Source organism: Micromonospora sp. WMMD723 (genome assembly GCF_049863385.1).
GTDB classification, from domain to species: domain Bacteria; phylum Actinomycetota; class Actinomycetes; order Mycobacteriales; family Micromonosporaceae; genus Micromonospora; species Micromonospora wenchangensis.
Genome location: NZ_JBMKNR010000001.1, coordinates 4363984 through 4389616, shown reverse-complemented (window position 1 = coordinate 4389616; position 25633 = coordinate 4363984). Strand labels below are relative to the sequence as shown.

Genomic DNA, 25633 nt, shown 5'->3' with positions numbered 1-25633 from the left:
ATGAAGCTGTCCATGCACTCGACGACGTTGCGCCGCGCGGCGCGCAGCCTGTTCGGCTGGAAAGCGCTGCGGCCCAACCAGCTCGCCGCCATGCGCGCGGTGATGAAACGACGCGACGCCCTGGTGGTGCTCCCCACCGGAGCCGGCAAGTCGGCGATCTACCAGATCCCGGCGAGCCTGATCCCCGGGCCGACGGTGGTGATCTCCCCCCTGTTGGCCCTTCAGCAGGACCAGATCGCCGCGCTCAACGAACGCCAGCGCCCCGAGCTGCGCGCCGTGCGGATCAGCTCGGACGAGAGCGCCGCCCAGCAGGCCGAGGCGATCGAGGAGATCCGGCAGGGGCGGGCGGAGTTCCTCTTCATCACCCCGGAGGCGCTGGCCAACCCCGACCGGATGGCCGAGGTGAGGTCGCTGCAACCGGCCCTGGTGGCGATCGACGAGGCGCACTGCATCTCGGCGTGGGGGCACGACTTCCGCCCCGACTACCTGGCGTTGGGCCACCTGATCGACGGTCTCGGCCGGCCGCCGGTGGTGGCGCTGACCGCCACCGCCTCCCCGCCGGTACGCGACGACATCATCGCCCGGCTGCGGCTACGCGACCCCGAGGTGGTGGTCTCCGGGCTGGACCGGCCGAACCTGTTCGTCGAGGTCGCCCACTGCCCCACCGACGACTACCGCTGGCGGCGGCTGATCGCGCTGCTGCGTGACGACGAGCGGCCCGGCATCATCTACGTGCCGACCCGGCGGGCCGCCGAGGAGCTGGCCGAACGGCTGACCACGGCCGGGTTCCCGGCAGAGTACTACCACGGCGGGATGCCCACCGCCGCCCGGCACGGGCTGCACGAGGCGTTCCTCGCCGACCAGGTGCCGATCATGGTGGCGACCTCGGCGTTCGGCATGGGCATCGACAAGCCGAACATCGCCTGGGTGGTGCACATGGCGCTGCCCGACTCGCCGGACAGCTACTTCCAGGAGATCGGCCGGGCCGGGCGCGACGGTGCGCCGGCCCGGGTGCTGCTGCTGTGGCGGGCCGAGGACGTCGGCCTGCAGCGCTACTTCTCCGGCGGCCTGCCGGACGAGACCGAACTGCGGGACCTGGCCGCGCTGCTGCGTCGCCGGGCGACGACCAAGAAGGCGCTGCGCGAGACGACCGGCCTCGGGCCGCGCAAGCTCGGGCAGTACCTGGCCCTGCTGGAGCAGATCGGGGCGGCCGAACCCCGGGCCGGGCAGAAGATCGGCGCACCGCGCTACTCCCCCACCCCGGCGGAGGCGGGCGCGGCGGCCCTGGCCGAGGCCGAACGGCAGCAGACGGTGACCCGCTCGCGTACCGACATGATGCGCGCCTTCGCCGAGACCACCGGGTGCCGGGGGCAGGTGCTGCTGGCCTACTTCGGCGAGCAGATGTCGCAGGTCTGCGGGCACTGCGACAACTGCCACGCCGGCACCAGCGTGGCGAGCGACGGCGCGGTCGGCCCGTTCCCGGTGCACAGCCAGGTCCGGCACCCGGAGTGGGGTCCCGGCCTGGTGCTCAACTACGAGGAGGACCGGATGACGGTGCTCTTCGACGAGGTGGGTTACAAGACGCTCTCCGTGCGCGTGGTGTCCGAACAGGGTCTGCTGACGCTGGACTAGCCTGACCCGGGCGACCGCCGGGGGCGGTGCCCGCAGTGGAACGATCGAGAGGGGCTCAGTCGTGATCGAACAGCCGGCGTACACCGGGTTCGGGTTCTCCGACGAGGAGTGGGGGCTGCTTGTCGGCCTGCCGCAGTCGGTCCTGACCGCGGCCAGCGCCGCCGAGTCGGACGGTGCCCGGCGCACCCGCGCCGAGAACGCGGCCGGGCTGGAGACCATCGCCGCCGGCCGGGAGTCGGCGAGCCCGCTCGTCGCCGCCGTCGCCGGGGAGATCGTCTCCCGGGTGGGCGACCCGGAGGCCGGCGAGGAACTGCCGGTGATCTCGCCGGCCGACCCGCAGGCGCTCATCGACGACGTGCTGGTCCGGGCCGGGCAGGCGGCCACCCTGCTGGCCGCGAAGGTGGACGAGGGCGAGGCCGGGGCGTACCGGCACTGGCTGGTGGAGATCGCCGACCAGGTGGTCGGGGCGGCGTCCAGCGGAGGGCTGCTCGGCCTCGGCGGCGACCAGGTCAGCGACTCGGAGCGGAAGTTCCGCGACCGCCTCTCCCAGGTCCTCAACGACTGACGTCGACCCACGGCGACGGGCCGGGCCAGCCTGACGGCGGCCCGGCCCGTCGCCGTTTCGTGGTGGTGATCGACCCGAGGTCGCCGATCGTGCGGTATCCCGGGCGCTCCGATGCCGCTATGTCGGCGAAACAGCGGCATCGACAGACCCCACGACCCCCGCGCGGAGCGGGCCCGTGGGGTCTTCGTCCAGAATGGAGGGGAAGTGCCCGCCGACGGGGGAGGCCGGACATGGTGCACCGCACGGTGATCGACACTGAACAACTGCCACCGACGGAACGGTTCGGGATGTGGCTGGACCTGGTCGCCCGCACCTCCACACCGTTGCGGATCCGCTCCGACCACCAGCACGACTTCCGGGCCCGCGCCGAGTTCGTCGAGCTGGGCCCGATCCGGCTGGTGCGCTACCGGTACCCGTCGCTGGAGGCGGTCCGCACCGCGAAGCTGGTCCGCCGCACCGAGGTGGACTTCCACCTGCTCGCCCTCACCACCAGCGGCACCGGCGTCGCCGGGCAGGCCGGGCGCCGGAGCCGCCTCGACGCCGATGAGTTCACCTTCTACGACGGCTCCCGGCCGCACGAGGTGAGCCACTTCGGTGACGGCGACGCGCAGCACGCCACCTCGGTGGTCGCGTTGATCCCGTACGGGGCGATCCCGCTCACCCCGGACCAGCTCGCCCCGCTGCTGGCCGGCCGGATGTCGGCCGGCGAGGGGATCGGCGCGCTGGTCGCCCAGTACCTGACCCGGATCGCCACCCATCCGGAGCAGTACCAGCAGGCCGACGCCGAACGGCTGGGCGGGGTGGCGCTGGACCTGATCTCCACCATGCTCGGCCGCTACCTGGTCGCCGAGGACGAGATGCCCCGGGAGGTACGCCGCCGGGCGCTGCTCACCCAGGTGCGGGCGTACGTCCAGCGGCGGCTCGGCGACGCCGGGCTGACCCCGGCCACCATCGCCGAGGCGCACCACATCTCGGTACGCAGCCTGCACCGGCTCTTCGAGGAGGAGCACGCCACGGTGGCGTCGTACATCCGGGAGCTGCGGTTGGAGCGGTGCCGGCGGGACCTGGCCGACCCGACGCTTGCCCACCGGCCGGTGCAGGCCGTCGCCGCGCGCTGGGGTTTCCGGGACAAGGCCCACTTCAGCCGGGCCTTCCGCGCCGCCCACCGGCTCACCCCCCAGGAGTACCGGATACAGCACCTGCAACAGGCACGGATCGTCAACAGCACGGCGTCCGCAGTCAACCCGGGACCGACATACTGACAGCGGGCCGGCGGTCACCCGAGCGGCCGGCCCGACGGTAACGGGGGACCGCGGCGTGGCGTCCGTGACCCGGATGGGTCACGGACGGCCGCCCGGTGCCGCAGCCCGCCCGGCGCGCGACCGCCGTCGCCCCGGATGGCCCTCCCGGCCGCACCGGCCCCGACCCCGTCGCGCCTCCCCCAGGACCTGCGGCGGGGTCGGTCAGGTCTCCTCCAGCAGCTCTAGCACCGACCGTTCGACCTGCTCCCGCGGGGCGTCGGCGGGCACCGGCAGCACCACGCCGTCGTGGTAGAGGTCGACCACCCGGGGATCCACGTACGACGTACGGGCCACCGTGGGGGTGTTGCCGAGCAGGTCGGCGACCTCCCGCATCACCCCGGCCACCGCCCGGCGACGCGCCGTCACCGAACGCTGCGTCCCCACGGTCGCCAGTTCCGTGGCCGCCCGGACGGTGGCGTGCCAGGTGCGGAAGTCCTTCGCGGTCATCTCGCCGCCGCTGGCGTCGCGCAGGTAGCCGTTGACCTCGTCGCTGCGCACGTCCCGCCAGGTCCGCCCGTCCCAGTAGCCGAAGAGCCGCTCCTCGGTACGCCGTCGCCGCCGCAGGGTGGTCAGCACCCGGCACAGTTGCGGGTCCTCGATCCGGCGGACCTGCTCGATGCCGCCCTTGGCCGGGAACTCGAAGACCACGCAGCCGCCCCGGGACCGGGCGTGCTCCGGACGCAGGGTGGACACGCCGAAGGTGGCGTCCTCCCCGACGGCGTACTGCTCGTTGCCGACCCGGAAGGCGCCCATGTCGAGCAGCCGGGCGACGGTGGCCAGCACCCGGTCCCGGTTCAGCCCCCGCCCGGTCAGGTCACCGGCGATCCGCTCGCGCAGGGTCGGCAGCCGACGGGCCACCTCCAGCACGTGGTCGAACTTCGCCTCGTCCCGCTTGCGCCGCCACTGCGGGTGGTAGAGGTACTGCCGTCGGCCGGCGGCGTCGGTGCCGGTGGCCAGGATGTGCCCGTTGGGGTACGGCGCGATCCACACGTCGGACCAGGCCGGCGGGATCACCAGCTCGGACAACCAGGCCAGCGTGTCCGGGTCCCGGACCCGCTCACCGTGCCGGTCCAGGAAGGTCCAGCCCTTGCCGCGCCGGCGACGCCCGTAGCCCGCCCGACCCGGATCACTGCGCCTCAGTCGCACCTCAGACCCGTACCGTTTCCTCGGCCTCGTCCACGGCGGCCAGCACCCGGTCGACCGGGAGCGCCGCCCATCTCGCCGCCGTACCTACCCCCGGCCCGGCGGCGCAATCCTCGCCCGCCGCCCAGAGGACCCGGTGCCACGGCCGGTCGGCCGGCGGGCCCCAGCGGGCCGGCGGCACCGGGCCGAACAGCAGCACCGACGGGACCCGGTAGGCGGTGGCCAGGTGACCGACCCCGGTGTCCCCGCTGACCACCAGCCGGGCGGCGGCCACCAGGGCGGCCAGCTCACCCAGGTCGGTCCGGCCGGCCAGCACCGCCGAGTGGGGCAGGCCGGCGCCGGCCGCCACCCGGTCGGCCAGGTCCCGTTCGCCGGCCGAGCCGGTAACCACCACCCGGTGCCCCCGGTCGGCCAGCCGCCGGGCCAGCGCGGCGAACCGGTCCGCCGGCCACCGCTTCGCCTCGACCTTGCTGCCCGGGTGCACCACGGTCACCCCGGCCGGCAGCCGGCCGGGCGGCGGGCGGTGCAACGCCAGGTCGGTGCGGTCGGCCGGGATGCCGTACCAGTCGAGCAGCCGGCACCAGCGGTCCACCTCGTGCTCGTCGTCGTCCCAGTCGGGTCCGTCGCGGTGCCCGGCCGGCGGGCACCGGAAGGCCACCAGCCGGCCCGCGCCGGCCAGCATCAGGTGCGAACGCGGCCCGCGTCCGTGCAGGTTCACCGCCACCTCCGGCGGCGGCCCGGACCAGGCCGGCGCACCGCCCGGGGGCGGCCCGGACCACGGTGGGACGCCACCCGGGGGCCGACCGGGCCACCGGCCGGCCGACGGCGGGACGGGCCAGGGCGGCGGGCCGAGGTCGTCGGTGGGCAGCAGCCGGTCGACCCCGCCGACCAGCTCGACCAGCGGGCCCAGCCAGGCCGGCGCGGCCAGCACCAGTTCCTCGCCCGGGTGCCCGGCCCGCAGGGCGCGCAGCGCGGGCACCGCCGTGGCCAGGTCACCGACGCCGAGCGCCCGCAGCACCAGGATCACGGGTACGAGGTCTCCTGCTCGGCGCAGACCACCAGCTCCCGCACGGCGCTGCCGGGCGGCTGGGAGAGCGCGAACATGATCGCGGCGGCGGTGTCGGCCGGGTCGTTGAGCTTCGCGTCCGGCCCCGGGCGGTACTGCGGGTCACGGTCGTCGAAGAACGCGGTCCGCATCCCGCCGGGGATGAGCAGGGTCACCCCGACGCTGCCGGCCAGCTCGGCGGCGAGCGACCGGGTGAACCCGACCACCCCGAACTTCGCCGCGCAGTACGCGGTGGCGTCCCCGACCGCCTTGACACCCAGGGTGGAGGCGACCGTGACGACGTTGCCCCGGGACGCCTCCAGGTAGGGCAGCGCGGCCCGGACCACCGCCACCGTGGCGAGCAGGTCCACCACGACGATCCGTTCCCAGGTGTCGCGGGGGACGTCGGCCAGTTTGCCGGGCACGTCCATGCCAGCGGCGGTCACCACCGCGTCCAGCCCGCCGACCCGCTCGGCCAGGTCCCGGGTGGCCTCCTCGGCGGCCCGGGTGTCGGCCAGGTCGCACTCGATCCACGGCACCCCGTCGTCGGGGGGCTGCCGGTCCAGCACCAGCGGTCGTCCGCCGGCCCGCGCGACGGCGGTGACCACCGCCGCGCCGAGACCGCTCGACCCGCCGGTGACCAGGACGGCCGGACCGGCACCGGGTGGACTGCTGCTCATCGTGCTCCCTTCGTCGTCGGATGTGCCGGGCGGGCCCCGGCGGGTTCCGGCCGCACGTCGCCGGTCGGGCCGGTGCGCCGGCGTTCACCCCGGGCGGCCGCGATCATGTCGGTGGTGGAGCGCCCGTCCAGGTACGGCACCACCACGCTGTCCCCGCCCCACCGGCGCAACAGCTCACCCTCCGGCAGGCCCGGTCCGTCGCCGACGCCGGTGGCGTAGTCCCCGCCCTTGACCCAGATGTCGGGCCGCAGCCAGCCCAACGTCGCGTGCGGGGTGGGCTCGTCGAAGACCACCACCGCGTCGACGCAGCTCAACGCCGCGAGCAGCCGGGCCCGGTCGCCCTGCGGGATCACCGGCCGGTCGGGGCCCTTGAGGCCGGTGACGCTGGCGTCGGAGTTGAGGCAGACCACCAGGCAGTCGCCGAGCTGCCGGGCGGCCTGCAACGTCGCCACGTGCCCGGCGTGCAGCAGGTCGAAGCAGCCCCCGGTGGCGACCACGGTGCCGCCGGCCGCCCGGACCTCGGCCACCACCGCGCCCGCCGCGGCGGCCCCGATCCGTTCCCCGCCGCCGACCAGCACCGGCGGGCAGTCCCGAACCGGTGGGGGCAGCGCGGCGGCCACTCCGCCGTCCGCCACGTACGCCGACGCCGCTCCGACGGCCGCCTGGACCGCCTCGGAGACCAGCGCGCCCCCGGCGAGCGCCACCGCGGCGGCCGAGGCGAACCGGTCCCCCGCCCCGCAGGTGTCCCCCTCGGCGCTGACCGGCGCGGAGACCATCAGCGGCGTCGCCCCGGCGGAGCAGAGCAGCGCGCCGTCACCACCGAGGGTCACCACCACCGCGCCGGCCCGCCAGCGTTCCCGCAGCCCCTGGCCGGCGCGGGCGGCGACCGCCAGCCGGGACCCGCCCGGCGGCACCTTGGCCAACTCCCGGGCCTCCGGCTCGTTCGGGGTGACCAGCCGCACCCCCGGCACCGCGACCGGGCCCCGGGGGTGCGGGTCCCAGACCACCGGGGCGCGGGTCGCGGCCAGCGCCGCCCGCAGCGCCGGCTGTCGGGCCACCCCCCGGCCGTAGTCGCTGACCAGCACGGCGGATGCCCCGGCGAGCAGCCGCAGCACCGCCTCGCCGGGTGGGCCGGGTTCGCCCGCCACGCCACCCCGGTCGTGGCGCAGCAGCACCCGGCCCCGGGCCCGCAGCCGGACCTTCTCCGGGGTGGCCCCGGCCAGCGGCAGGCCGTACACCTGCACCCCGGCGGCGGTGAGCAGGGAGCTGAGCCGGGCCGCCCCGGCGTCGTCGGCGAGCGCGGTCACCAGCGCCACCTCGGCACCCGCGGCGGCGGCGAACACGGCGGCCAGGCCGGCCCCGCCGGGCCGGTCGGCGGCGGCCGTCTCGTCCAGCACCGGCACCGGCGAGTCGGGGCACAGCCGGTTCACCACCCCCTCGACGTCCCGGTCGAGCAGGGTGTCCCCGACCACCACCAGCGGGCCCCTCACGCCGGGTCCCCGCGTCGCCCGTCGGCCGCCGGGTCGACGACCACCTCCACCCCGGCCCGTACCGGCCCGTCGTCGGCCACCGACCGGTCCGCCGCCCCGGGCGGATCCACCGGGGGGCCGGCGGGGTCCACGGGCGGGGCCGGCGACGCGGCGGCACTGGCCGCCGCCTGGCCGGCCAGCGCGGTCAGCGCCGTGGGCAACGCCCGGTCGACGTACTCGCAGAGCACGTGGGTGGAGACCAGGTGCAGTTCCTGCACCACCTGGCTGTCCGGCGAGGCGACGCCCAGCGCCTCGTGGCAGGCGTCGGCGAGCGGGTTCGGTGTCGGGCCGGTGAACGCCCAGCAGCGCAGCCCGACCTCCCGGGCGGCCGCCACGGCGGCGAGCAGGTTGCCGCTGGACCCGCTGGTGGACATCAGCAGCAGGACGTCACCGGGACGGCCGTGGGCCCGCACCTGCCGGGCGAAGACCTCGTCGTAGCCGTAGTCGTTGCCGATCGCGGTCAACGCGGAGGTCTCGGCGTGCAGGGCGATCGCCGACAGCGGCCGGCGCTCGTCGCGCAGCCGGCCGACCAGTTCGGCGGTGAGGTGCTGGGCCTCGGCGGCGCTGCCCCCGTTGCCGGCGACCAGCAACCGCCCGCCGCCGACCAGGATGCCGGCCAGCTCGGTGCCCCAGCGGGCCAGCAACGGCTCCGCCGCACGGTACGGCAGCAGCGCCTCGGCCAGCAGGGTCAGGTGCGCGTCGAGCAGGCCGGCCCGCGCCGCCCGGGTCGAGGTCGTCATCAGGCGACCACCCGGCTCGGCCTGCGTACGGCGGCGACCTCGGCGTACACCTCGGTCAACCGGTCGGCGGCGGTGGCCCACGAGTAGCTGCGGCGGGCCCGCTGCAACGCGGCGGTGGCGTAGCCGTAGCGGCGGGCCGGGTCGCCGAGCAGGCCGGCCAGCGCGGCACCCAGCGCCTGCGGGTCCCGGGCCGGCACCAGGTCACCGGTCACCCCGTCGACCACGGTGTCCCGGATGCCGCCGACCGCTGTGCCGACGACGGGCACGCCGCAGGCCATCGCCTCCAGCGGGGTCAGCCCGAACGGTTCGTACCAGGGGGCGGCGACCAGCACGTCGGCCGACCGGTACCAGCGGCCCATCTCCTCCCGGGGCACCGCCCCGACCAGCCGGACCCGGTCGGCCACCCCGCAGGTGCCGGCGAGCGCCCGCAGTCGCCGGGCGTACGGGTCGGTCTCCAGCAACCCGGCGGGCGGCCCGCCGACGACCACGCACTCGGCGTCGGGCACCAGGGCCATCGCCCGGATCACCGTCTGGAAGCCCTTGCGTTCCACCAGCCGGCCGACGGTGAGCACCCGGGGCCGGTCGGCGTCGCGGTCGACGGCCGGGCCGAGCGGGGCGAAGGTGTCCAGGTTCACCCCGGACGGCACGACGGTCATCCGGGACCGGGGGACGCCGAGCCGGACCAGTTCCCCCACCTCGTCGCGGCACTGGGCGACGACCCGGTCGACGGCGCACCCCAGTTCCCGTTCGTAGCCGATCCGCCGGGCCGGGCTGGTGTCCTGCACCCCCTGGTGACGTCGCTTGACCGTGCCCAACGCGTGGTACGTCTGCACCACCGGCACCCCGGTCTGCCGGCCGGCGGCCAACGCGGCCAGCCCGCTCATCCAGAAGTGCGCGTGCACCACCTCGGGCACCCAGTCCCCGCCCCGCCAGCGGTCGGTGAGCCAGTGGCTGAACTCCTTCATGTGCGGCAGCAGGGCATCCTTGGCGACCGGCTCGGCCGGCCCGGCGGGCACGTGCACCACCTCGTACCCGTCCGGGGCACGCACGGCGACCGGCAGGTCGACGGCGTCGCGCCGGGTGTAGACCCGGACGTCGTGGCCGGCCGCCACCAGCGCGGCGGAGAGTTCCGCGACATGCGTGTTCTGCCCACCGGCGTCCTCACCGCCCAGCACGGCGAGCGGGCTGGCATGCTCGGAGATCATCGCGATGCGCATACTTCCTCCTCCAGCAGGCGGTCCCAGTCGGCGAGGAAACGGTCCAGGCCGTAACGGCCCAGCGCGGCGGTACGCGCCTGCGCACCCGCCCGGCGGGCCTCGGCGGGGTCGGCGACGAACCGGGCGGCGGCGGTCAGCAGGGTGTCGACCCGGGTGGACAGCGCCCCCGCCCCGGGGGGCACCGCCTGCACGGCCTCGGTGGTGGCCAGCGCGACCACCGGCATGCCGATCGTCATCGCCTCGATCAGGCTCAACCCGAGCGAGGTCCACCGGCACAGGTGCAGGTAGGCCCGCCGCCGGGCCAGCTCGGCGTGCATCCGGTGCTGCGGGACGTCGTCGTGGCTGGTCAGCCGGTCGGCCGGCAGTCCGAGGTGGTCGGCGAGCCCGGCCACCTTCATGCCGAAGACGTCCAACGGGGCGATCTCGGCGAACCGGGCGAGCAGGTCGGTGCCGGTGATCCGGCCCCGGCGTACCGGCTCGTTGATCACCACGGCGAGCCGGTCCAGCTCACCGGTCCAGGTCACCGCGGGCGGCACCACGCCGTGTTCGACGACGGCGGTGCGGGTGGACCCGTTGTCCCAGAACAGCTCGTTGAAGTGGGTGACGTGGGTGAGCAGCAGGTCGTCCCGGTCGGCCATCGGGTGCCGGGTGTCAGGCACGTCGCCCTTCGGGGTGTTGTGCTCGACGTAGACCGCCGGCACGGCCCGACCCACCGGCCGGCCGAGCCACTCGCCGGCCAGGTCGTGCTCCTCGGGGCGTTGCAGCAGCACCACGTCGACGTCGGCGTGACGCAACTGCTCCGGGGTCACCTCGACGGCGCTGTCCGGCCACGGGTAGGTACGCGCCCGGCCCAGCCCGTACGGGCCCCGGTCCGGGGTGACCGGCACCAGGTAGCGGTGCCTGCCGTGCACGAAGGACGTGGTCCAGGAGCCGTGCACGTGCCAGAGCAGGATGTTCATCGGTCACTCCCCCGCCCGGCCGTCACCGGCGTCACCCCGGACCGCGTCACCCCGGCCGGGCCGACCGGGGCGTCGGCGGGGACGCCGAGCAGGCGTACCGCGTCGAGGACCCGGCCCGGTTCGACGGCCGACAGGCAGGGGTGGCCGGGCACCGGGCAGACCGTGGCCCGGGTGTCCCGGCACGGCGCGGCGGCGTCGCCCAACCGGACCGTCGGCACCCGGTAGGGCCCCCACTGTCCGTAGGGGACGGTGGGGGCGAACAGGCTGACCACCGGCACGCCCAGCGCGGCAGCCAGGTGCGCCGGCCCGGTGTTGCCGACCACCAGCGCACCGGCGTCGGCGAGCACCCCGGCCAGGTCGGCCAGACCCGTCCGGCCGCCCAGGTCGAGGCCGGTGTCGCCGGCCACCCGGGCGGTCAGCGCCGTCTCGTCGGGTCCGCCGGTGACCGCCACCCGGTGCCCGGCGGCGGTGAGCGTCCGCACGATCCGGGCCGCCAGCTCGGGTGGCACGGCCCGGCTCGGCACCGCCGAACCGGGGTGCAGCACCAGGTATCCGGGGCCGCCGAGCCCGGCCGGCGCCGGCGGCACCCGGTCGGTGCGGACCCGCAGTCGCGGATCGTCGCCGGCCGGCAGCGTGAACCCGGCGGCGGCGGCCAGCGACAGCGCCCGCTCCGGCTCGGGCAGCCCGGCGGGGACCCGGTGCCGCACGTCGAGCAGCGAGCCCGGATAGTCGTCGCTGATCGCGCTGACCCTCGGCACGCCGGCCAGCCGCAGCAGCAGCGCGAGCGGCAGCGGTGACTGGTGGAACGAGGTGAACACGACCGCCTCGTCGGCGCGTACCGCACGCAGCCGGTCGGTGAGCCGGTCGATGTCCGCCGGGTCGACCGGGTCGGGTGCGCCGTCGATCCAGGGCAGCGGCCACTCGACGATCTCGTCGACGCCGGGCAGCAGGGCGGCGGCGGCGCGGCCCCGGGGGCCGCACAGCAGCACGACCCGCTCGGCGTACGCGGCGACGGCCCGCACGGCCGGGCCGGTGACCAGGACGTCCCCGGCGGAGTCGCTGCGGGCCACCAGCACGGTGCCGGCCCGGCGCGGCGGTGGCCCGGCGACCAGAGCGGACCGGGTCAGGATCAACTCCACGGCGGCGGGCAGGTCGGCGGCGACCTGCCCGGCGGCGGCCACCTCGACGGCCCGGGTGGCCGGGGTGGGCACGAGCACCCCGGCGGCACCGGCCGCGGCGGCGGCCCCCAGGTCGGCGGCGATGTCCCCGACCAGCACGCAGCGCTGCGGGGTGGTGCCGAGCGCCCGCGCGGCGGCGTGCACCATACCGGGCGCGGGTTTGCGGCAGGCGCAGCCGGCCCGCTCGTCGTGCGGGCAGCACTGCCAGGTGTCGAAGGGGCCGAGCAGCTCCTCGACCCGGGCGTTGACCGCCCGCAACTGGGCGGCGGTGAACAGCCCCCGGGCCAGCCCCGACTGGTTGGTGACCACGCCGAGCCGCAGCCCGGCGGCGCGCAGCCGGTCCAGCGCCGCCCGCGCGCCGGGCACCGGCCGTACCTTGTCGGGGTCGCCGTTGTACGGCACGTCCTCGATCAGGGTGCCGTCGCGGTCGAGCAGCACCGCGTCGTACAGTGCGCGGCCGTCCCGGCCAGCGACCGGATCAACCCGGGCTGACCTGCGCTGATACGGCTCCGCGTCCCGTCGCACGGGCGGCGGGTTCCCGAGGCCCCGGGGAGTAAACCTGGCCCTACCGGGCGGTACGCCGCCCGGCGGCGTCGGGCCGGCACGCGCCGTCGACCCGCCCGCGTCGGCGCAGCGTTACCCGTCGCCCCGGAGAAGCTAACGCGGCGGGTTAGGCCGGGCGGGCCCGGGTACTGGTCAGCGGTGGCAGTCGTGGAGAAAGTGATCGATGCACCCCCGCAGCAGGTCTTCGACGTGCTGGCCGACGGTTGGACGTACAGCGACTGGGTGGTCGGCACGGTGCACGTGCGTGACGTCGACGCGCAGTGGCCCCGGGTCGGTACCCGACTGCACCACCGGGCCGGTCCCTGGCCGTTCTCCCTGGAGGACGCCTCGACGGTGCTGGTCTGCGAGCCGCCGCACCGGCTGGTGCTGCGGGCCGGCCTGTGGCCGGCCGGGGAGGCGGTCGTGGTGTTCACGCTGACCCCGGAAGGCGACGGCGCGACCCGGGTCCGCATCGGCGAGGACTTCGCCGCCGGCCCGTTGCGCTGGGTCCGCAACAAGCTCAACGACCTGGTGCTGCACCAGCGCAACAAGGAGACGCTGCGCCGGCTCTCCGACATCGCCACCCGGCAGAAGGCCGACGAGCGCGCCGAACGGTGACCGGGCGGTCGCGGGGAGCCTCGGCGGGGTCCCGTCGGGCTTTTGGCTACCCTGTGGGGGAATGCCGACCCCGACTGAGGATGTCCGAGATGATCGAACCCGTGGAGCTGCCGTCACCGTGGCGGGACGCACGCCTGACCGTCGTGGTCCCCACCTACAACGAGGCGGGCAACCTCCCGGTGCTGGTCGAACGGCTGCTGACCCTTCCGCTGCCGGGCCTGAAGGTGCTCGTCGCGGACGACAACTCACCCGACGGCACCGGTGAGGTGGCCGACAAACTGGCCATCGAGAACCCGGACCGGGTGCAGGTCGTGCACCGGGCCGGCAAGGAGGGCCTGGGCCGGGCGTACGTGGACGGCATCGGCCGGGCCCTCGACGGCGGCGCGGAGTACGTGGCGCAGATGGACGCCGACCTGTCGCACCCGCCGGAGGCGCTGCCCGGGATGCTGGGTGCGCTGCTGTCCACCCAGGCGGGGGTGGTGATCGGTTCCCGCTACGTGCCGGGCGGGCAGCTCGACGAGGCGTGGCCGCTCTACCGGCGGGCGCTCAGCGGCTGGGCCAACCTCTACGTGCACACCCTGCTGCGGGTGCGCATCCGCGACCTGACCGCCGGCTTCAAGATCTGGCGGGCGGACGCGCTGCGCGACATCGGCCTGCACCGCGTGCAGTCGAACGGTTACAGCTTCCAGGTGGAGATGCACTACCTGGCCACCAAGCTGGGGCACACCATCCTGGAGGTGCCGATCCGGTTCGAGGAGCGGCGCGACGGCCTGTCCAAGATGACCACCGCGACCAAGGTGGAGAGCGCGCTGATGCCGTTCAAGCTGCGTACCCGGCACCGCAACCTGGACTCCTGACCCCGCAGCGGGGTCGTGGGTGGACGGTTCAGCGGTAGAGCGTCCGGTGCGCGGCGTCGATGACGCCGGCGTACAGGCCACCGGTGACGGCGCGGTCACGGGCCAGCGCCGCCCGGGCGGCGTTCGCGCCCGGCGCGCCGTGCACCCCGCCGCCGGGGTGTGCCGACGCGCTGGCCAGGTAGAGCCGGTCGACCGGGGTGTCGGCCCGACCCAGGCCGGGGATCGGGCGCAGGAACAGCTGCTGGTACGCCGCGGCGGTGCCGCCGCCCAGCGCCCCGCCGACCAGGCTCGGGTCGCCCCGCTCCAGCTCGGCCGGCCCGGCGACGTGCCGGCCGACGACGAGGCTGCGGAACCCGGGGGCGGCGGCCTCCAGCACGTCCTCCATCCGGTCCACCTGGCGGGCGACGTCCTCGGCCCGCCAGTCCCGCCGGAACGGCAGGTGGGTGTACGCCCACAGCGACTCGGTGCCGGCCGGCGAGTGCGTCGGGTCGGCGGTGGTCATCTGCCCGGCCAGCAGGAACGGCTTCGTCGGGATCTCACCCCGGGCCAGTTCGGCGGAGTAACTGGTGAGCCCGTCGAGGTCGGCGCCCAGGTGCACGGTGCCGGCGCCGGCCACCGCCGGGTTGGTCCACGGCAGCGGGGCGGACAGCGCCCAGTCGACCTTGAGGGTGGAGCCGTCCCAGCGGAAGTGGGCCAGGTCCTCGACCAGCCGCGGCGGTAGCTGGGCGGCCCCGACCAGATCCAGGTAGAGGGCGGGGGCGGGGACGTCGGCGAGCACCGCCCGGCGGGCCCGCCACAGCTGCCCGCCGACGGTGCGCACCCCGACCGCCCGGCCCCGGGCGGTCAGCACCCGGTCGACCTCCGCCCGGTAGCTGATCCGGCCGCCCCGCTCGGTGAGCCGGGCCACCAGCGCGTCGGTGATCCGCTGCGCGCCGCCGACCGGCACCGGCCAGCCGACCTGCTGGCCGAGCATGGCCAGCAGCCAGCCGTAGACGCCGGAGCCGGCCTCCTCGGGGGACAGGTCGGTGTGCAGGGCGCAGCCGGCCAGCAGCGCGGGGCCGCCCTCGCCGGTGAACAGTTCGCTGCCGAGTTTGCGCACCGGCAGGACCAGCCGGCGGGCCAGCCGCAGCGCGCCGCCGACCCGCAGTTGGCGCAGCAGGCCCAGCCCGCCGCGTACCGGGGGGAAGGGGGTGGTGATGGCGTCGAGCATCGGCCCGGCCACCTGCGCCCAGTCGGCGTACGCGTGCCGCCAGCGGTCCCCGTCGTCGGGGGCGAACGCCTCCAGCGAGGCGGCGGTGGTGTCCAGGTCCCGGTTGATCACCGCGGCGCGCCCGTCGGGCAGCAGGTGGGCCAGCACGTCGGGGGCGTGCGTCCAGGTCAGCCCGTAGCGGGGCAGGTCGAGGCCGGCCAGCACCGGCGAGGCGTACCCGAGGGGGTAGAAGGAGCTGTACAGGTCGCTGAGGTAGCCGGGGGCGGTGACCTCGGCGGAGCGGACCGCCCCGCCCGGCGCGCCGGTCGCCTCCAGCACCAGGACGTCCCAGCCGGCGTCGGCGAGCAGGTTGGCGGCCACCAGGCCGTTGTGTCCGGCGCCGATGACGACGGCGTCCGCGGTGTCCGTGCCCGGCGAGATCATCAGATCCGGCTACCCGGCGGGCAACCGGGCGAAACGTGTTTGCTTCGACGGGAGCGGGGCATCCCGCCGCATGTACCGGGTGGAGCAACTCATCGGTGGGGTGTGGGGCGCGGGCGGGGCGGGCGGTGAGCTGACCGTCGTCGATCCGGCGGACGGCCGACCGGTCGGCACCGTGCCGGTGGCGACGACCGACGAGGTCGCCAAGGCGGTGGGGGCGGCCCGCGAGGTGGCCGCCGGGTGGGCGGCGACGCCGGCGGCCGGGCGGGCGGCGCTGCTGCACGAGGCGGCGGACGCGGTGGCGGCGGCAGCCGAGGAGCTGGCTGCCGCGACGACGGCGGAGATGGGCAAGCCGTTGGGCGACGCCCGGGGCGGGGTGGCGGCCGGCGTCGGCACGCTGCGCCAGTACGCCGAGCTGGGCCCGCTGCGTGGCGGCCGGACGCTGCACGGCGACGGTGACGCGATCGACTTCATGCTGCCGCAGGCGCGGGGCGTGGTCGCCGCGATCACCCCGTGGAACGACCCGGTGGCGGTCTCCTGCGGGCTGCTCGGCGCGGCCCTGGTCACCGGCAACGTGGTGCTCTACAAGCCGAGCGAGCGGACCCCGGTCACCGGGTGGCTGCTGGCCCGGCTGTTCGACGGGGTGTTCCCGGCCGGCGTGCTGTCCCTGCTGACCGGGGGTGCGGAGGTGGGTGCGGCGCTGGCCGCGCAGCCGGTGGACGTGGTGGCGCACGTCGGGGCCACCGCGACCGGCCGGGCGATCGCGGCGGCCTGCGCCCGCACCGGGGCCAAGGCGTTGCTGGAGAACGGCGGCAGCGACCCGTTGGTGGTCGACGCCGGGGTGGACCCACGCTGGGCGGCCGAACAGGCGGCCCTCGGGGCGTTCGCCAACGCCGGGCAGCTCTGCGTGGCGGTGGAGCGGATCTACACGCACCGCGACGTCGCCGAGGACTTCGTCGACGCGCTGGTGGAGCGGGCCGGGGCGCTGGTCGTCGGGCCGGGCCGCGACCCGGCGACCGAGCTGGGCCCGCTGGTCGACAGGCGGCACCGCGACCAGGTGCACGGGCAGGTCACGGCGGCGGTGGCGCAGGGGGCGACGCTGCGCGCCGGTGGGGTGCTGCCGGACGGGCCGGGGGCGTTCTATCCGGCGACGGTGGTCACCGACTGCCGGCAGGAGATGCCCCTGGTCCGGGAGGAGACGTTCGGGCCGGTGGCGGCGGTGGTGACGGTGGACTCGTTCAGCGAGGCACTGCGGTGTGCCGCCGACTCGCCGTACGGGCTGGCGGCGACGGTGCTGACCGGGTCGATGAGCCACGCCCAGCGGGCCTTTCGGGAGCTGCCGGTGGGCACCGTGAAGGTCAACGCGGTGTTCGGGGGCGCGCCGGGTGGTGCCGCGCAGCCGCGCCGGGGCAGCGGCCAGGGCTTCGGGTACGGCCCGGAGCTGCTGGACGAGTTCAGCACGGTCAAGGCGGTGCACCTGCAGCCGCCGGCCGGCGGGCACTGGTGAGCCGGGGCCGCCCCGAACCGGGGCGGCCCCGCGTTCCGCGCGTACCCCCGGTCAGTCGCCGCGGGCCTTGCGGGTGGCCCGGTCGTTGGCCTTCGCGATGGCCTTGACCAGTTCCGGCTTGGTCATCCGGCTGCGGCCGGGCACGTCCAGTTTCTTCGCCACCTGCATCAGGTGGTCCTTGGTGGCGTTGGCGTCCACCCCACCGGCGGTGGGGGCCCGGCGGGCGGGGCCACCGCCCTCGGCCTGCCGGTCGCTGGGCCCCTTGCGGCCCTTCGGCTCCCAGTGGTCGCCGACCTTCTCGAAGCTGTGCTTGACGGCGGCGAAGGCGGCGCGGTGCGCGCGCTCCCCCTCGCCGTAGGTCTCCACCGCCGAGTCGTGCGTCTTCTCCCAGGTGCGCTGCGCCTTCTCCGGGGAGCGTCGCAGCGTGCTGGGCAGTACCTCGCGCCCGGGCATCCCGTCCTCCTCCGCGTCGACTTCGTCTGGCTGACCGAACCGTTCCCTGGGCCGGCACCGGCAAACACCGACGTCGGGTTTGTCGATTTCCGCCGTCGGGTACCGCCCCGCCCAGACGCGCGCCGGACGCCGGGTCCGCCGGGTCGTCGGGCGACGAGGAGCCGAACATGGCAGCGACGACGGAGCCGACCACGGTCGCCGATGACGGACCGCAGCTACGGATTCCCCGGCGGATGCGCCAGTTGAGCTGGTCCACCTGGCGGGGGGTGCTGGTCCGCAGCGGGCGGGGTTTCGTGAAGGACAACTGCGCCGACTGGGCGGCGGCGTTGACCTACTACGGGGTGCTCGCCCTGTTCCCGTCCACGGTCGTGGTGGTGGCCCTGGTGGGGCTGGTCTCCGACGGCGAGCGGACGGTGGACACCGTGCTGGACCTGGCCCGCGACATCGGGGCCGGTTCGGTGGTCGGCAACGAGGGTTTCGTCTCGGTGGTGCGCACGGTGGTCGACCAGCAGAGCGGCACGAAGGTGCTGCTCAGCTTCGGGTTGGCGGGCGCGTTGTGGTCGGCCTCCGGCTTCATCGGCGCGTTCACCCGGGCCTCCAACGCGATCTACGGCGTCGAGGAGGGCCGGCCGTTCTACCGGTTGCGCCCGTTGCAGATCGGGATGGCCGCGCTGTCCCTGCTGCTGCTCGCCGTGGTGGCGCTGGGTCTGATCGTCAGTGGCCCGGTGACCGACGCGGTGGGTGACCTGGTGGGCGCGGGCGGACTGGCCCGCACGACGTGGAGCGTCGCGAAGTGGCCGGTGCTGGCCATGGTGATGATGACGCTGTTGTCGCTGATGTTCTGGATCGCCCCCAACGTCCGGCAGCCCCGGTTCCGGTGGCTCACCCCGGGTGGGGCGGTGGCGTTGCTGTCCTGGATCGTCGTCTCCTTCGGCTTCGGCCTGTACGTGGCCAACTTCGGCTCGTACGACGTCACCTACGGCAGCCTGGGCGCGGTCATCGCCTTCCTGGTGTGGCTGTACCTGTCGAACTCGGCGCTGATGTTCGGGGTGCAGATCAACGCGGAGTTGCAGCGCGGACGCAGGTTGCAGGCGGGCGAGGACGACCCGGGTGAGCCGGTGCTGCCGCCGAAGGCCACCGCCGGTTCGTGACCCGTCGGGTTCGGCGTCCGGATCGGTGTTTCCCCGGGGCGGGCGCGGGTAGCACAACAGACATGGAACGTGGCAGCAGCAAGCACGCACCGAGGGTCGACGACCAGATGAGCCAGGAGGTCAGCGGCCTCGTCCAGGGGCCGGGCACCGGTGGCTCCCGGGTCGAGGAGTTCCGCGAGGCGGAGCCGGCCGGCGAGGACCAGCCGGGCGCGACTACGGCACCGGCGGGCGACCTGCGCACCGGCACCCCCCAGGGGATGACCTCGGAGGACGTGGAGGCGCGCAGCCGGCTGGGTCGGTTCATCACGATGACGGCCCTGCCCGGGGACCGGCTGACGTTGATCGCCAACGCGCGGGAGAACGACGCGCCCGACGACCTGGTGGCCGCCCTGGAGCGCCTGCCGGAGGGCACCCGTTTCCAGACGATTTCCGAGGTGTGGGCCGCACTCGGGCACCGGAACGAGACGACGCGTTGGTGACCGGATCGGCCCACGATCCGGACGAGCACCAGCGGCCAGAGGAGGATTTCGCATGAGCGGCGTCATCGAGCACGTGGACGTGTCGGTACCGGTACGGACCGCCTACGACCAGTGGACCCAGTTCGAGGAGTTCCCCCACTTCATGGAGGGGGTGCAGGAGGTCCGGCAGCTGTCGGAGACGATGACCCACTGGACGGTGGAGATCGCCGGGGTCAAGCGCGAGTTCGACGCCGAGATCACCGAGCAGCTCCCCGACGAGCGGGTGGCCTGGAAGTCGACGGGTGGCACCCAGCAGGCCGGTGTGGTGACGTTCCACCGGCTCGACGAGGGCAACACCCGGGTGACCCTGCAGATGGACTTCGAGCCGCACGGCGTGGTCGAGCAGGCCGGCGACAAGCTGGGCGTGGTCGACCGGCGGGCCAAGGGCGACCTGGAGCGGTTCAAGCAGTTCATCGAGCGTCGCGGTCAGGAGACCGGGGCGTGGCGCGGGTCGGTCGACCGGCCGCAGCCCTGATCCCCCTTCCCCCGACCCGGACGCACACCTCCGACGGCCGCCGGTTCCCCGGCGGCCGTCGCCGCGTCCGGGTCCGGCCGTTTGCGATCATCGGGTCGGGGTACCGCGACGGTATGACGGACAACGACGGCAGGGTGTGGCGGGACGAGGAGAAGACACCGCTGGAGGAGCTGGACCGGGCGATCGCCAGGTCCACCATCGACGGGCAGGCCGACGACCCGACCGGCAACGACGCGGGCGAGGAGGCCGCCTTCGGGCACGGCCCCGAACCGGTGGACCGGGAGGCCGGCCCGCAGACCGGGCGTCGGGAGATGACCGACACCGAGCGCGCCTACCGCCCCTCCACGACGGGACGTACCGGACCCGACACCATGTGACGGTCCGCGTCGGGGTCGGGGTCGGGGTCGGCGTCGGCGGCTTCTGGGCCGATGATGCGGTGTCCCGGTCGAACGACACCGCATCATCGGCCCAGAAGCCCGATTGCGCGGGACGGTCGAGCCCGAGAAGGGCGGAAGCGGGCTCAGTGGGTGGGGGGCGGTGCGGCCGTCTGGCGGGCGGCGGCGGCGTGCGCCACCAGCAACGCCACCGCCAGCACGGTCAGCGCCGGGCCGAGCAGCCGCACCGACGTGTCGCCGAGCAGCACGCCCAGCCCGGCCGGGATGAGGGCCGCCCCGATGCCGGCGGCGCCGATCTGCACGCCGATCACCCGGTCGGCGTGCTGCCGGCCGACCCGTTCGGCGGTGCTCAGGGTGAGCAGCGGGAACACGGGCGCGGCGGCGAACCCGAGGACGACCAGGCCGGCCACCGTCACCCAGCCCGGCCCCGGCAGCGCGATCAGCACCGCCCCGACGGCCATGCCCAGCAGGCTGCCCCGCAGCACCCGGGCGGTGCCCAGCCGCTCGGCGACCAGCCCCTGCACCACCCGCCCGACGAAGAGGCTGCCCCAGTAGCCGGAGACCGCCACCCCGGCGGCCTCAGCGGACACCCCCCGCCCCTCGGTGAGTAGCAGGAACGCGTAGAGCCCGGCGGACACCTCGATGGCCACGTAGACGGCGAAGGCGAGCGCGCCGAACCAGACGGCGGGCAACCGGAGCGTGTCGGCGATCCGCACCCCCACCGGGCCGCCGTCCGACCCGCCAGGCCCGGCCACCGGTCCGGCCACCGCCGGACCGTCCACCGGTCCACCACGCCCGGCCACCGCCGGGTCGTCCACCGATCCACCACGCCCGGCCACCGCCGGGTCGTCCACCGATCCACCACGCCCGGCCACCGCCGGGTCGTCCACCGGTCCACCACGCCCGGCCACCGCCGGACCGTCGACCGGCCCGGGGTGGCCGGCCGGCGCGACGACGGTGTCGTCGGGCCGCGCACCGACCGTCCGGTCGACCGGCGCGGCGTGCGGCGACGGGGGGCCGGCCGCACGGTCCCGCCAGGCGCCGACGGTGAGCGCGAACGCGGTGGCCAGCGCGAGCTGGGCGGCGGCGGTGACGGCGTACCCCCAGCGCCAGCCGGCCCCGGTGCTCAGCATGGCGGTCATCACCAGCGGGCCGATGGCCACGCCGAGGCCGAAGAAGGCGTGCATCCAGTTCATGTGGCGCGGGCCGAACGCCCCTGCGGCGTACGCGTTGAGGCCGGAGTCGATCGCCCCGGAGCCCAGGCCGAGCACCAGCGCACAGCCGATCAGCACGGTCAGCGCCGGTGCGCTGGCGTACCCGGTCAGCGCGAGGCTGGCCAGCAGGGTGCTGCCGGCCAGCAGCCGGCCCACGCCCAGCCGGGCGAGGGTGAACCCGGCCAGGACGCTGGAGGTCAGGTACCCGATCGTGCCGGCGGTGAGCACCAGCCCGACCGCGCCGGTCGGTACGCCGAACTCGGTGCTGATCGAGGGCCAGCCGACGCCGAGCAGGCCGTCGGGCAGGCCGAGACTGACGAAGGCGAGGTAGGCGAGCAGGAGCAGGGAGGTGCGGGGCGGGGCGACGGACACGGAGGCTCATCCTGCCGCATCATCGAGAACGGGTCGACGTGATTGTCGCCTCCCCCGAACCGGTGGTTTGGAACGCCCGGACGGGCAGTAAACCGGACAGGTCGTCCAGAATCCACCGTTCGGCTGACGGTAATCCGAAGGGGTCGCGCAAGACTTTCGGGATGCAACAGGGCTCCGGTTTCCTCACCCCTCGTCAGCGTCGCCTGGCCTGGCTCGGCTTCCTGCTCGCCGCCATCCAGGCCCCGGTCTCCGCCAGGTTCTCCTCCGACGACTCGTGGCTGTTCAGCCTCTGCGTCGCGCTCATGGTGGCCACCGTGATCATCGCCGACGACGCCAGCCGTCGTCGCCCGGCCGACGCCACCAGCGCGGACTGACCCGCCCGGCGGCCCCCGTCACGGGGTCGGGCCGGGGAACTCCCGCTGCGGGCAGCTGAGCGGGCGGGCCGGGTCGATCCGGTGCAGGGCGTACCCGGCGCCCTGGGTCGGGACGTGTGTGCTCGGCGCGCGGTCGCCGATCTGGATCAGGGCGTGCCAGCCGGTGCGCTGCGCGGTGTACCGGGTGCAGCCGTCGATGACCTCGGTGTGCTGCCGGGCCGCCACGGTGGCCCGGCTCTGGACGAAGCTCGTCGGGTCGGCCGGGTCACTCCCGGCCAGCAGCAGCGAGGACGCGGCCGTCGTGGTGTGCGCCCAGAACGACTCCCCCGCCGTCAGCCAGAGGTCGGCGACGGTGACCACGTCGTGGTCGACCAGGCTGGAGAAGGTCAGGTCGGGGTCGGCCGCACCGGTGGTGCCGGAGTGCGTCACCGGCGACAGGGTGATCGTGGCGGTGTCGGTGCGCTGCTGCACCCAGTACGGGCCGGGCGTGTACGCGGTGACCGCGGCCGTGTAGGCGCCGAACGGTCGGTGTCCGGCCGTGGAGTCGACCACCACGAAGTCGGTGCGGCCGAGCCCGTAGAGGCTGGTGGCGAGCGTGCTGCCGGCGGCGTCGCGCAGGGTCAGGTCCCAGTCGGCGGTGGCGGCGGGCTGGACGGCGACCACCGACCAGTGCCGCTGGTAGGTGCGGTAGGTGTAGTCCTGTGCGGTCCGGGCGATCTGCACGTCGCCGTCGCCGAGCGCGGTGCCGGCCACGGCCGCCCCGGGGTGGGCGAGCGGCACGGTCAGGGCCAGGGCGACGGTGCCGGCGAGGCGCACGCCGAACCACCGGCGGGCGGAACGGGACAGAGCCATCGATGGGATTCCTTCCGGGTGGGATCTGGACTGTAGCGACGCCGGACCGTCCGGGGCGTCGTCCCGCGCTGTCGGATATCGGCCCCGCCACGGCGGCCACCGGTGTGCGACCTTGTCGGCATGCCGCCGCACACCGGCACCGGGCCCGGCAGCCGTCGCGCTCCGGTCGCCGTACACCGGCACCCCGACCCCGAGGAGCGCCGACCGTGACGAGACGACCGACGGTGTGGACGTGGCTGCTGAGCCTGCTGGCGGTGGTGGCGCTCACCCCGACCCCGGCGTCGGCCGCCCCGGTCGTGGGCGAGCGGGACGCCCGCGGCCTCGCCGCCGTCCGCAGCGCCGCCGCGCAGGCGACGTGGTCGACCGGCCCGGTCGCACCCGGCGTCAGCCAGGGCTGGGTGTGGAACAACGCCAACCCGCTCAACGCCGCCTACCAGGTGGGGCTGTCCCCCACCGGGGCCGGCGACACGACCCCCTGCCAGTTCGAGGTGGCCCGGACCTGGTACTCCCGGGAGCCGGGCGGCGAGCGCCGGTTCCACTTCGTGGTCCGCAACAGCGGCACGCTCACCTGCACGGCCACCGTCCTGCTGTCCTGGCTGACGCCGACCCACGACTGGTCGACAGGCGCGCTCGCGCCCGGGGCCAGCGGCAACTACGGCTGGGTGGAGCAGATCGCGCCCACCGTGTCGTACCTGCTGGGGGTGACGCCGACCGGGGCGACCGCGACGGCCGCCTGCCAGTTGGAGATCACCCGCAGCTGGTACCGGCAGGAACCGGACGGGGTACGCAAGTTCTACTTCGTGCTCCGCAACATCGGTACGATCACCTGCTCCGGTCAGTTCCAGCTCGCCCGGACCGACCCGTCGGCGTCGTGGTCGACCGGCACCCTGCCCGTCGGGGGCTCGGCCACCTGGACCTGGAACAACGCCAACCCGCTGACCGCGGTCTACCTGCCCGGACTGGCCCCGACGGGAGCCGCCGGGGGCAACGCCTGCCAGTTGGAGGTGACCCGGAGCCGGTACGTGCAGCGGGCCAACCCCGACGGCTCCCGCCAACGGCAGTACGTGCTGACCGTCGGCAACGTCGGGCAGCTGCCGTGCGGCGGGACCGTGCTGCTCGGGTCGTTGACCCCCTGACACGCCGGGGCGGATTCCGGCACCGCGTCCCGTTGCTGTCCGCCCCGACGCCGACGGTGGGCGGTGCGCCCTCTGGCCGCCGGGGCGCGGATCGGTCCCGGTGGCCGAGGGCCGGTCGACCGGCGGGGGGCCCGTACCGGCCGGCTGGCCGACTCCGCCGGGGTTACCGGGTGGTTAACCTCGGTCCTCATGCGAGTGCCGTACCCCCAGGTCGCCACCCGGACCGCCGCGCGCGCGGCACGCTCCCACCTGGCCCTGCTCAGCGCCTCGGTCGGTGCCCCCGGCCTCGCCGCCGCCGCGGCCCGGCCCGGCCTGCTCGCGCTGGTCGACCAGCACGCCGCGGCCATCCGGGACAGCCTCGACGGTGACCGCCGGCCGCTGACCCCGGCCGCCCTGTCCGGCTACGCCGAGGGGGTACGCGACACCGCCCGCGCGCACGGCCTGTTCCCCGAGGGCGCGGCGGACTTCACCGCCCCGGACTGGGTGCTGGTCCGTCTGCTCGCGGTCTGCGCCCTGGCCCGCACCCTCGACCCCCGGCACCTCGACCCGGCCTGACCGGAAGCACGCAGGCAGGGTGCCCGCGCCACGCGCGGACACCCTGCCTGTACGTGTGCTTCCGACTCAGCTGCCCGGACGGCCGAACTGCTGGGTCTCGTCGCCGGAGCCGGACTGGTAGGTGCCCCGGCCACCGGCCATCGTGCGGGCCTCGTCGACGCGCGGCATGGCCTGTGTCCGCTCGCCGCCCCGGTCGGCCATCTGCCGGCTCATGTCGCCCTGCCCGGCCGCGCGGGCCCGCCGGTGCTCCTGGACCGCCCGCGACTCCTCGGCCGCCCGGTCCAGCCAGCCGTCCCAGCGGGACTGCATCGGCTTCACCAGACCACCGCCGACGCCGACGATCAGGATGCCGGCCACGGTGGCGAGCACCGCGATCAGGACCGGCGTGGTGACCGTGGTGGCGATGCCGACCTGGTTGAGCGCGGCGATCACCCCGAGCGCCAGGATGAACACGGCCGTCAGGTCGGCCAGCACCTTGCCGTACGACAGGCCACCGAGCGCACCGGAGACCAGGTCCCGCACGGCGTTGGCGATGGCGGCGGCCACGACCACGATGACGATCGCGACGAACGCCCGTGGCAGCCAGGCCACCACCCCCCGGATGAGGTCGCTGATCGCGTTGGGGCCCCACACCCCGAACGCGAACTGCAGGGTGAACAGCAGCACCGCGTAGTACGCCAGGCGGGCCAGGATGTCACTGGCGTCGTACTTGGTGCGTTCCAACGCGCGTCTGATCCCGCCCCGTTCGACCGCCCGGTCGAAACCCACCCGTTCCAGCGCCGCGTCCACGATCTTCAGTACCGCGCGGGCGATGAGCCAGCCCACCACGAGGATGACGATGAACGCGATGGCTCTCGGCACGAACAGCAGCACCGATCGCCACATGTCGGTCAAGGCGCTACCGATGTCGACCTGCCTGACCGCAAGGGTTTCCGGCATGATGTCCCTCCTGTCCAATGGACTGCGCCGCCCGGTTACCCGTCCGCCGCAGCAG

The 25633-nt window shown here is 75.2% G+C and carries 26 protein-coding genes; 13 read left to right on the top strand and 13 right to left on the bottom strand.

The window, feature by feature from the left end; translation table 11 throughout:
* From ACN261_RS19385 to ACN261_RS19375, 3 genes are all read left to right on the top strand, one after another.
* The gene (locus ACN261_RS19385) at positions 1-1632 is read left to right on the top strand and encodes a RecQ family ATP-dependent DNA helicase (RefSeq protein WP_425851430.1); all 1632 of its coding nucleotides are present in this window, start codon (positions 1-3) and stop codon (positions 1630-1632) included.
* Positions 1633-1693: 61 nt separating this feature from the next.
* Positions 1694-2197, top strand: coding sequence for a hypothetical protein (locus ACN261_RS19380; RefSeq protein ID WP_425851428.1), 504 nt, complete (start codon positions 1694-1696; stop codon positions 2195-2197).
* Positions 2198-2427: 230 nt separating this feature from the next.
* Positions 2428-3459: a helix-turn-helix domain-containing protein gene (locus ACN261_RS19375; RefSeq protein ID WP_425851426.1), complete on the top strand. Its 1032-nt coding sequence runs from the start codon at positions 2428-2430 to the stop codon at positions 3457-3459.
* Positions 3460-3660: 201 nt separating this feature from the next.
* On the opposite strand, the gene ACN261_RS19370 is transcribed toward ACN261_RS19375, so the two are convergent.
* Genes ACN261_RS19370 through ACN261_RS19335 form a run of 8 tightly spaced genes read right to left on the bottom strand, consistent with a single transcriptional unit; the run spans position 3661 to position 12514 of the window.
* A complete protein-coding gene (locus ACN261_RS19370; RefSeq protein WP_421486732.1) occupies positions 3661-4644 on the bottom strand; it encodes a DNA topoisomerase IB in 984 nt (327 codons plus the stop codon).
* Position 4645: 1 nt separating this feature from the next.
* Positions 4646-5668, bottom strand: coding sequence for a glycosyltransferase family 9 protein (locus tag ACN261_RS19365; protein WP_425851423.1), 1023 nt, complete (start codon positions 5666-5668; stop codon positions 4646-4648).
* Entirely contained in the window at positions 5665-6366 is a 702-nt protein-coding gene (locus tag ACN261_RS19360) for an SDR family oxidoreductase (protein WP_425851421.1), read from the bottom strand. The genes ACN261_RS19365 and ACN261_RS19360 overlap by 4 nt, the downstream gene beginning before the upstream one ends.
* A complete protein-coding gene (locus tag ACN261_RS19355) occupies positions 6363-7856 on the bottom strand; it encodes a PfkB family carbohydrate kinase (protein ID WP_425851419.1) in 1494 nt (497 codons plus the stop codon). The genes ACN261_RS19360 and ACN261_RS19355 overlap by 4 nt, the downstream gene beginning before the upstream one ends.
* On the bottom strand, positions 7853-8635 hold the full coding sequence (locus tag ACN261_RS19350) for a D-sedoheptulose-7-phosphate isomerase (protein ID WP_421486728.1): 783 nt from the start codon (positions 8633-8635) through the stop codon (positions 7853-7855). Before ACN261_RS19350 ends, ACN261_RS19355 begins: the two co-directional genes overlap by 4 nt.
* The gene (locus tag ACN261_RS19345; RefSeq protein WP_421486727.1) at positions 8635-9852 is read right to left on the bottom strand and encodes a glycosyltransferase; all 1218 of its coding nucleotides are present in this window, start codon (positions 9850-9852) and stop codon (positions 8635-8637) included. Before ACN261_RS19345 ends, ACN261_RS19350 begins: the two co-directional genes overlap by 1 nt.
* Positions 9837-10811 (bottom strand): glycosyltransferase, encoded by a 975-nt coding sequence (locus ACN261_RS19340; RefSeq protein ID WP_421486726.1) that lies wholly within the window; start codon positions 10809-10811, stop codon positions 9837-9839. The genes ACN261_RS19345 and ACN261_RS19340 overlap by 16 nt, the downstream gene beginning before the upstream one ends.
* A complete protein-coding gene (locus ACN261_RS19335; protein WP_425851415.1) occupies positions 10808-12514 on the bottom strand; it encodes an HAD-IIIA family hydrolase in 1707 nt (568 codons plus the stop codon). Before ACN261_RS19335 ends, ACN261_RS19340 begins: the two co-directional genes overlap by 4 nt.
* A gap of 186 nt (positions 12515-12700) precedes the next feature.
* Here ACN261_RS19335 and ACN261_RS19330 point away from each other — a divergent pair, with 186 nt between their 5' ends.
* The gene (locus tag ACN261_RS19330; RefSeq protein ID WP_307826362.1) at positions 12701-13150 is read left to right on the top strand and encodes an SRPBCC family protein; all 450 of its coding nucleotides are present in this window, start codon (positions 12701-12703) and stop codon (positions 13148-13150) included.
* An 89-nt stretch (positions 13151-13239) separates the two neighbouring features.
* Positions 13240-14007, top strand: a complete 768-nt coding sequence (locus ACN261_RS19325) for a polyprenol monophosphomannose synthase (RefSeq protein ID WP_421486724.1) — start codon at positions 13240-13242, stop codon at positions 14005-14007.
* A 28-nt stretch (positions 14008-14035) separates the two neighbouring features.
* Here the strand turns inward: ACN261_RS19325 and ACN261_RS19320 are convergent, their stop codons facing one another.
* On the bottom strand, positions 14036-15640 hold the full coding sequence (locus tag ACN261_RS19320; RefSeq protein WP_421486723.1) for a phytoene desaturase family protein: 1605 nt from the start codon (positions 15638-15640) through the stop codon (positions 14036-14038).
* Between the two features lie 70 nt (positions 15641-15710).
* On the opposite strand from ACN261_RS19320, the gene ACN261_RS19315 reads away from it, so the two are divergent.
* Entirely contained in the window at positions 15711-17144 is a 1434-nt protein-coding gene (locus tag ACN261_RS19315; protein ID WP_425851412.1) for an aldehyde dehydrogenase family protein, read from the top strand.
* Between the two features lie 51 nt (positions 17145-17195).
* Here ACN261_RS19315 and ACN261_RS19310 read toward each other — a convergent pair whose 3' ends face one another.
* The gene (locus tag ACN261_RS19310; protein WP_421486721.1) at positions 17196-17597 is read right to left on the bottom strand and encodes a ChaB family protein; all 402 of its coding nucleotides are present in this window, start codon (positions 17595-17597) and stop codon (positions 17196-17198) included.
* Between the two features lie 167 nt (positions 17598-17764).
* On the opposite strand from ACN261_RS19310, the gene ACN261_RS19305 reads away from it, so the two are divergent.
* From ACN261_RS19305 to ACN261_RS19290, 4 genes are all read left to right on the top strand, one after another.
* Positions 17765-18748, top strand: coding sequence for a YihY/virulence factor BrkB family protein (locus ACN261_RS19305; protein WP_204927686.1), 984 nt, complete (start codon positions 17765-17767; stop codon positions 18746-18748).
* A 62-nt stretch (positions 18749-18810) separates the two neighbouring features.
* Positions 18811-19227 (top strand): DUF2795 domain-containing protein, encoded by a 417-nt coding sequence (locus ACN261_RS19300; RefSeq protein ID WP_421486720.1) that lies wholly within the window; start codon positions 18811-18813, stop codon positions 19225-19227.
* A gap of 52 nt (positions 19228-19279) precedes the next feature.
* On the top strand, positions 19280-19741 hold the full coding sequence (locus tag ACN261_RS19295; protein ID WP_281899028.1) for an SRPBCC family protein: 462 nt from the start codon (positions 19280-19282) through the stop codon (positions 19739-19741).
* 113 nt (positions 19742-19854) lie between these two features.
* Positions 19855-20118, top strand: a complete 264-nt coding sequence (locus tag ACN261_RS19290; RefSeq protein WP_421486719.1) for a hypothetical protein — start codon at positions 19855-19857, stop codon at positions 20116-20118.
* A 143-nt stretch (positions 20119-20261) separates the two neighbouring features.
* Here ACN261_RS19290 and ACN261_RS19285 read toward each other — a convergent pair whose 3' ends face one another.
* Positions 20262-21722 (bottom strand): MFS transporter, encoded by a 1461-nt coding sequence (locus ACN261_RS19285; RefSeq protein ID WP_425851409.1) that lies wholly within the window; start codon positions 21720-21722, stop codon positions 20262-20264.
* A gap of 161 nt (positions 21723-21883) precedes the next feature.
* On the opposite strand from ACN261_RS19285, the gene ACN261_RS19280 reads away from it, so the two are divergent.
* Positions 21884-22096, top strand: a complete 213-nt coding sequence (locus ACN261_RS19280; RefSeq protein WP_204927690.1) for a hypothetical protein — start codon at positions 21884-21886, stop codon at positions 22094-22096.
* A gap of 18 nt (positions 22097-22114) precedes the next feature.
* Here the strand turns inward: ACN261_RS19280 and ACN261_RS19275 are convergent, their stop codons facing one another.
* Positions 22115-22948, bottom strand: a complete 834-nt coding sequence (locus tag ACN261_RS19275; protein WP_425851407.1) for a hypothetical protein — start codon at positions 22946-22948, stop codon at positions 22115-22117.
* 206 nt (positions 22949-23154) lie between these two features.
* Between ACN261_RS19275 and ACN261_RS19270 the strand changes: the two genes are divergently transcribed.
* Positions 23155-24084 carry a hypothetical protein gene (locus ACN261_RS19270; RefSeq protein WP_421486716.1) on the top strand — a complete coding sequence of 310 codons (930 nt, stop codon included), beginning with the start codon at positions 23155-23157 and terminating at the stop codon, positions 24082-24084.
* A 189-nt stretch (positions 24085-24273) separates the two neighbouring features.
* Positions 24274-24639 (top strand): DUF6401 family natural product biosynthesis protein, encoded by a 366-nt coding sequence (locus tag ACN261_RS19265; protein WP_421486715.1) that lies wholly within the window; start codon positions 24274-24276, stop codon positions 24637-24639.
* A 66-nt stretch (positions 24640-24705) separates the two neighbouring features.
* Here the strand turns inward: ACN261_RS19265 and ACN261_RS19260 are convergent, their stop codons facing one another.
* Positions 24706-25578: a mechanosensitive ion channel family protein gene (locus ACN261_RS19260; protein ID WP_421486714.1), complete on the bottom strand. Its 873-nt coding sequence runs from the start codon at positions 25576-25578 to the stop codon at positions 24706-24708.
* Positions 25579-25633 lie beyond the last annotated feature (55 nt).